Source organism: Streptomyces sp. NPDC055140, from assembly GCF_053607285.1.
In genome coordinates this window covers 1-6307 of record NZ_JBSGTG010000081.1, presented here as the reverse complement: position 1 = coordinate 6307, position 6307 = coordinate 1, and the positions used below count along the sequence as shown (strand labels likewise).

Below are 6307 nucleotides of genomic sequence, written 5' to 3'. Positions count from 1 at the left end.
GCGGAGGACGGCCGCGAGTACGTCCGCCTCGACGACCTCGGTCTGTCCGCCAAGAACACCGAAGGCGCCGACCCCGTCGCCGCCCATGCTCTGCTGCGCCGCCTTATGGAAGACGGCCCCGCCCTCCACGCCGTCGTCAGTGCGGGCCGCCACCTCACCGCCCGCTACCGTGACGGCTCGCGTCTCGAAGCCGTGTCCAACGACGCCCGCCTCACCGGCCTTGCCCGCCGCGCCGCCCCCACGGCCACCGAGGTCACCGCCTCCCAGAGTCCGGACCAAGACCCCGTCGAGACGCTCGCCCCACCGGCTGCCCCGTCTGACGTGGAGGGACCGGCTACCGTCCCGGCCGCCGCCGAGCCCGCCCCGGCTGCGCCGCAGCCCACCTCCGCCGCGAAACCCGCTCCGGCGTCAGCGGCCGTCTTCACCACCCAGCGGGAGTGGAACCAGGCGTTCGCCGAGGTCGAAGCCGCCGAGTTCGCGCTCAGTCGCGCAGCCGACCAGACCTGGGACCGCGACGACATCCCCCACGCCTTCACCCAGCTGCGCCACGAGCTGTTCGCGGCGGTCGCCGCCCACAAGGACCGCGACGGCCACGACACCGAAGCCGCCCTCACCAAGTCCCTGTCCCAGGCCGAGCGGCTCCTGCGCTCCCTCAAGGGCCGCGACCGCACCACCATGCAGACCCCCCTGAGCGGCTTTACGGAGCTCGCACGCGCCTTCCTCGGACGTCACCGGGCCACCCTCGCCCAGCACGAGGGCGAGAACGACCTGGCCCGCACCATCGAGGCCCGCGCACGCGCCCAGTTCGAAGAGTTCATGGCCACCTGGAGCCAGAAAAACCAGCCCCTCATCCAGGCCATCCGCGACGGCGACGACGACACCGTCCGCGCCCTGGCCGCGGCCGACCCCACCGCCAACGGCACCCCTGCACCCCAGGCCCTCGCAGCCACCGCCCCCACCCCTGCCCCCGCCCCATCGGGGGAGCTCGCAGGTGAGTCCGGGCAGGACACGGCCACGAGCGAAGACTCCGTCCCCCAGGACCGCTGGATCCTCGGCGAAGACCGCCCCGCACCGTACGCCACGGACAACGAGCACGACTCCGCCGCCCGAGCACGCGAGGCCCTGCACGCGCTGCACGACCAGTGGCAGGAAGACTTCGGACAGGAACTGCCCGCCGAACCCGGCGAAGAAATCGCCCTGGTCATCGCCGAGTTCACCGACTCGTGGGACCAGGCGCAGCAGACCCCCGCCGCGGACTGGGGCCTGCAGCTCCAGGCGTACACCCGGGTTCAGATAGCCTCCGACGCGCTGGCCGCGCAGCTGCACGGCGTGCCGTCCGACCGCCGCGCTACCGCCGACCGGGGCATCACTCGGCTGCGCCACCTCGCGCGCACCGCAGCCCTCCACGTCGACCGCCTCGCCCACACCCCGCCACCCGCGCCCGACGAGAGGTGGCTGCGCGAGACGGCCCGCCGATTCGAAGCTTCCTATGCGAGCGCGGCCGAGGTCCAGCAGGCCCTTGGCACCCTGGCCGAGGCCGCCGCGCAGCGCACCACACCGAACGGACTTGAGCGCACCGCGGCACAGGGCGCTCTCGTCCAGGCCCGGGTGGCCGCCGCACAGATCCCGGGCGGCGCCTGTCCCGGCTCCTGGAGGAAATCGACCGCCGCCCGCTGCACACGGAGGACGGCCTCATCGACCCGGCCTGGCCGCACCTGTTCGACGAGGCGGCCCAGCTGGCCCGCCAAGTGGGCCGAGAACACGAAGAGGAGGGCTACCGCGCCTACCGGGAGTATGACTTCCGCGACTTCGCGACAGCCGCCACCCACCACGCGCGCCGACTGCACGCCACTCTCATCGAGACCGACGGGGCCATCGACGCCGAACTGGACGACCTCACCCGGCAGGCGCTCGCCGACCCCGAGTTGCTCGCTGCGATGGGCATCCCCGCGCACCCGCTCACCAGCAACGCCCCCGTGCCGTACGCGCCGGCGCTGCTGGACTGGCTGAGCGCCCGCGCGGCGGACATGAGCCCGCTGCTGCGCCACACTCTGCACGCCGACTTCACCCCACGCGGCTTCACCGGCGCCTTCGCCCGCCTGGCGGCCACCGTCGCCCGCAACGCCACCGGCACCGCACCCGCCCGCGCGGGCGGCCGGCTGCCGGTGCCGCCCCAGTGGCAGGAGCAGGCGGAGGTCATCGACCGGCTCCTGGACGCCGCGGCGACCGACCCGGTGACCGTCGGCCTCACCGTCAGCAACGACCCCATCGACAAGAACCTCGTCGACCTGGTCCGCGACTGGATCCTGGACCAGGTCATGGAGCAGTACGAGCTCATGGAGCAGCTCGCCGGTCCCTACGACACCGGGGAGGCCGCGGACGCCCTGATCGACGCGTTCTACGGCGACGAGGCGGCGATCGACCTCCTCGCCGGCCACATCACCGCGCACACCGCGCAGAGCGCCCGCCTCACTCTGCAGCCCGCCCCCGCCACCCTGTACGCCGTCCGGCGCGGCGGCGAGGTGTTCGTATGCCGCGGCACCGACCTGCACGAGCGGCTCGGCCAGGACGCCGGGCTGCGGATTTCCTGGCAGAGCGAGGACCCCTGGCGCCTGTGGTCGCGGGACGGCGGCCGCGCCGGCACCCTCCAGCCCCTCACCTACCAGACCGAAGCCGACCGATTCGCCGCAGCCGCCCACGGCCTCACCCCCTCAGCCGTCCAGGCCCTCCTTTACAACAACCCCGGCGACTGGCCCGCCCTGATCGAGCTGGACGAGGACACCCGCAGCGCGCTCATCACCTACGCCACCACCGAACCCGAGCCCCAGGCCCACGCACCCGGCTCCGGCATCCACGTACGGGCTACAGAGGCGGGGGAGTGGGCATTGGACGTCCTCCACGCCACCCCCTTCCCGCCCGGCCCGCAGGCCGTTCAGGGCGCCGACCTCGTGATGGCCGACCTCGGGCAGTGGCTGGCCGATCACCGCGCCCTGCTCGACGACGTCACCCCGTGGCACGCCCAGGCCACCCAGGACGCCCTGGCGAACGCCGTCGCCAGCATCCCCGCCGAAGGCGGAAACGGCGGACCTGACGAGCACTGGCTGGCCATGGCCGAGGCCCACCAGCACCTGCTGTTCCTGCACGGCGAACTGACTGCCGACGACGGGGCCCGCCCGCTGCACCAGCCGCTCGCACAGCTCAACACCCTGCTGCGGGTCAGCGACAACTACCTGGCCCGCGCCGCCGTACGCGGACGGCCCGACGGCAGCCGCGCGTCACTGCGCAGGGTCGCAGGGAAGACCACCTTCACGAGCCTGCCGGAAGCGGGTGCCGCCCTGGCCGGCCTGCAGGCTGCCTGGCGCGAGTGGGCCAGCGAGATCGGTCCGCTGCAGGAGCTTCCCGCGGCGGAGCGAAACACCGTCATCGCCCTGTCGGCACTCCTCGACGTGCCGAGGCCCGGCGCCACCGCACGGGGCTGGTACGTCCTGCTGTCGAAGGTCATGGAGATCACCGAGCTGCGGGCGAGGGATGTTTCCGACCGGATGCTCGGCTGGCGGGCCCTGGGTGGCGTGGCCGAGGATCTGCGGCAGCGGTGGGCGGCCACCATGCTCACCGAGCCCGGCCTTGCCGCGGCCGCCGCACGGCAGACCGGTGTGCTGGACCTGGCGCGGCCTGAGTTGGATTCCGCGAATCCCCCCACCAGCCCAGACGACTTCGCCTCCCGTCACGCTTACGTCATTCGACTCGCTCAGCGTGTGTTGGAATCGGGCGCCCTGCGCACCGATGAGCGGCACAGCGAGCGGGTCCTGTACCGGCTGCTTGGGACCCTGGTCGACGGACACGAAGACCTCACGCAGGGCGTGTCCCCAGTACTGCCGGCCTTGTGCCACCAGATCGGCGAACTGGCCCAGCAGGTCTGGCGCGAGCAGGCCGAAGAAGGCGAACTCGGCCAGGGCGATGTGCTGACGACGCTCAACAGCACCGCCGCCCGGCACGCGAACGTCACACAGAGCCTCGTCGACGAGGCAGACCCGCAGCTCCAGCACAAGGTCACTGCCCTCACCGAACAGGCCCGCGCCGACGAACAGCTGCAGTCCACCGTCCGCTACAGCGCCTCGGCCTCCGCCCAGGTGCCCCAGGCGCCTGCCTTGTGGGCCTGGCTGGAACAGCGCGAGCAGGACATGTCGCCCCGCCTGCGGCGCGCCCTGTACAGCGACATCGGTCCCATGGGCGACCTCATCGGCCTCTTCGGCACCATGTGGCGCACCCTGCTCGACGCCGCGCCCGCCGACGCGGCACCGTCCCTGAGCCCGCTGCCCGCCGCCGGCACCGAACTGCCCGGCATATGGCAGCCGTGGGCCGAGCAGGTGGCCTCGATCGCCGATGCGGCCAGCAGCGACATCGACCTGCGCCTGCGCCTCGACGGCAGCCTCGGCGATGACGGGGACGACCTGGTCAGCAGCTTCACCGAAGGACACCTCGCCGCAGCCCAGGACGTCCTGCCCGCCGGGCTGCTCGAGCTGTACTTCGCCGAAGACCCCGCGCCCACCACCGCCGCCGACACCCTGCACGCCTACCTGGTCCGGGAAGTCACCGCGCGCCTGGACGCCGCGAGCGCCCCCGCAAGCGCTCCCGGGGCGCCGGTCCCGGCGGCCGCGCTGGCCGCCTGGCACCTGCAGGACCCCCAGGGCATGGGCGAAGACGAAGACCCGTATCCCGACCAGGCAGCAGCCCGAGCCGGGGCCCTCCAACTCCTGGCCGCGCTCGGAGATTTCACCCGCACCTGGAGCGGCGCCCAGTACGTCAGCGAGAAGGCCCTCAAGGAAATCACCGACGACGTCGCCGCCGCACTGTGGCAGGACGCGACCGCCGAGCAGATCGGCACCCGGCCCGACGCAGCCCAGGGGTGCCGCACACTCGTCGATCTTGCCCACACCTTCCAGTTCCGCCTCGAAGACGACAGCATCCACGAACCCAGCCTCATAAATCTGACCTCGGCCGCCTACGAGCATGCCGCCCGCATGCACGCCACCACCGAGACCCTCGCAGCCACCGCAGAGGAGACCTGGCCGACCGGCAGTGAGGACGGCGAGCAGCAGCGCGCCCGCATCCTCGCCCAGACCATCGACAAGCACATGCCCACCTCCCAGCTGATGCGCGCCGCCGGATCCGCGACCTGGGACGACACCGTCACCTACACCGCGCCCGAGCTGTACGCGCTCGCCCTGCGCACCGGCGGCGAGATCCCGGTCTGGGACAACGGCGTCCTCACCCTCACCGGGAGCGACAGCGAGCCGCGGATCTTCACCCCGGTGGGCGAGACGGCCGACGACACCATGCGCCTGGCCCTGCGCCGCCCCATCGGCGCGCCGCTGGAAGAGCACGGCCAGGCCTTCGAGACCACCCTCACTGAGCCGATCACCCTCGAAGCCGAACTCGACGAGGCAGGCGCCGCACTGTACGCGCTGCACAAGGACGCGGTGCGCCACCTGCGCACCGTCCTCACGGACAACGAGACGATCACCGCCTTCGACCAGGCCCTGCCCTTCATCGGCGGCGCGAGCCGCTGGCACGAACAGGCCGCCCAGGCACTCGAGTTGGCGACGCGCACCGCCCAGACGCTGCGCGCTGTCGAAGAGGTGATCGGACGGCACAGCGGGCGCCACACGGCGCAGCCCGCCCACCACGCCCTGCGCCTCGTCCAGCAGGCCGCAGAACGGCTCGCCGAGCACCTGGTCCCCGACCGCATCAACGCCACCGGCGAGACCTACCCTGCCGAGGAGCTGCAGCAGGACCAGGAAGGCATCACCGCGCTCGCCTACCTCCTTGACCACCTGCCCTTCGACGACGACATGCCGGCCGAGGCGGGCCACTACCTTGCGGCAGCACTGCGCCTGTGCCACGGGCACCGCGACGTCGGCGGACTTGCCGGAGAGATGCACCGCCACCACAAGGTCGCGGACGCCGCCAAGACCGTGCTCAACAACAGCGGCCCCCAGCGCGGCTTCTACGCGCTCGCGCTGCACAACCTGGCGCGCCACCACGTCGACCGGCTCGCGAGCCATCTGCTCACCCTGCCCGCCGACGGGGCTTCCCGCCGCGCACCCGCCCCCGAGCGCCCGGCCGCCGAGAGCGTGCCCGTGCCGCAGGGCGCGCAGTCCTACGCCGATGCCGCCCACGGGCTCGCCGCTCAGGACGACCTCCTGGAACTGGTGCGCGCCGCAGTCCTGGAAGGCCAGCGGCCCCTCACCCACGGACATGCGCCCATCGTGCTTGCCCACCTGATGCAGGCCCGCGAGCACGGCAT

1 protein-coding gene is annotated in these 6307 nt (G+C 72.6%); it reads left to right on the top strand.

What is annotated here, in order from left to right:
• Positions 1-1748: 1748 nt before the first annotated feature.
• A partial coding sequence (locus tag ACWFR4_RS46860) for a hypothetical protein (protein ID WP_453657864.1) occupies positions 1749-6307 on the top strand: 4559 nt, incomplete at its 3' end.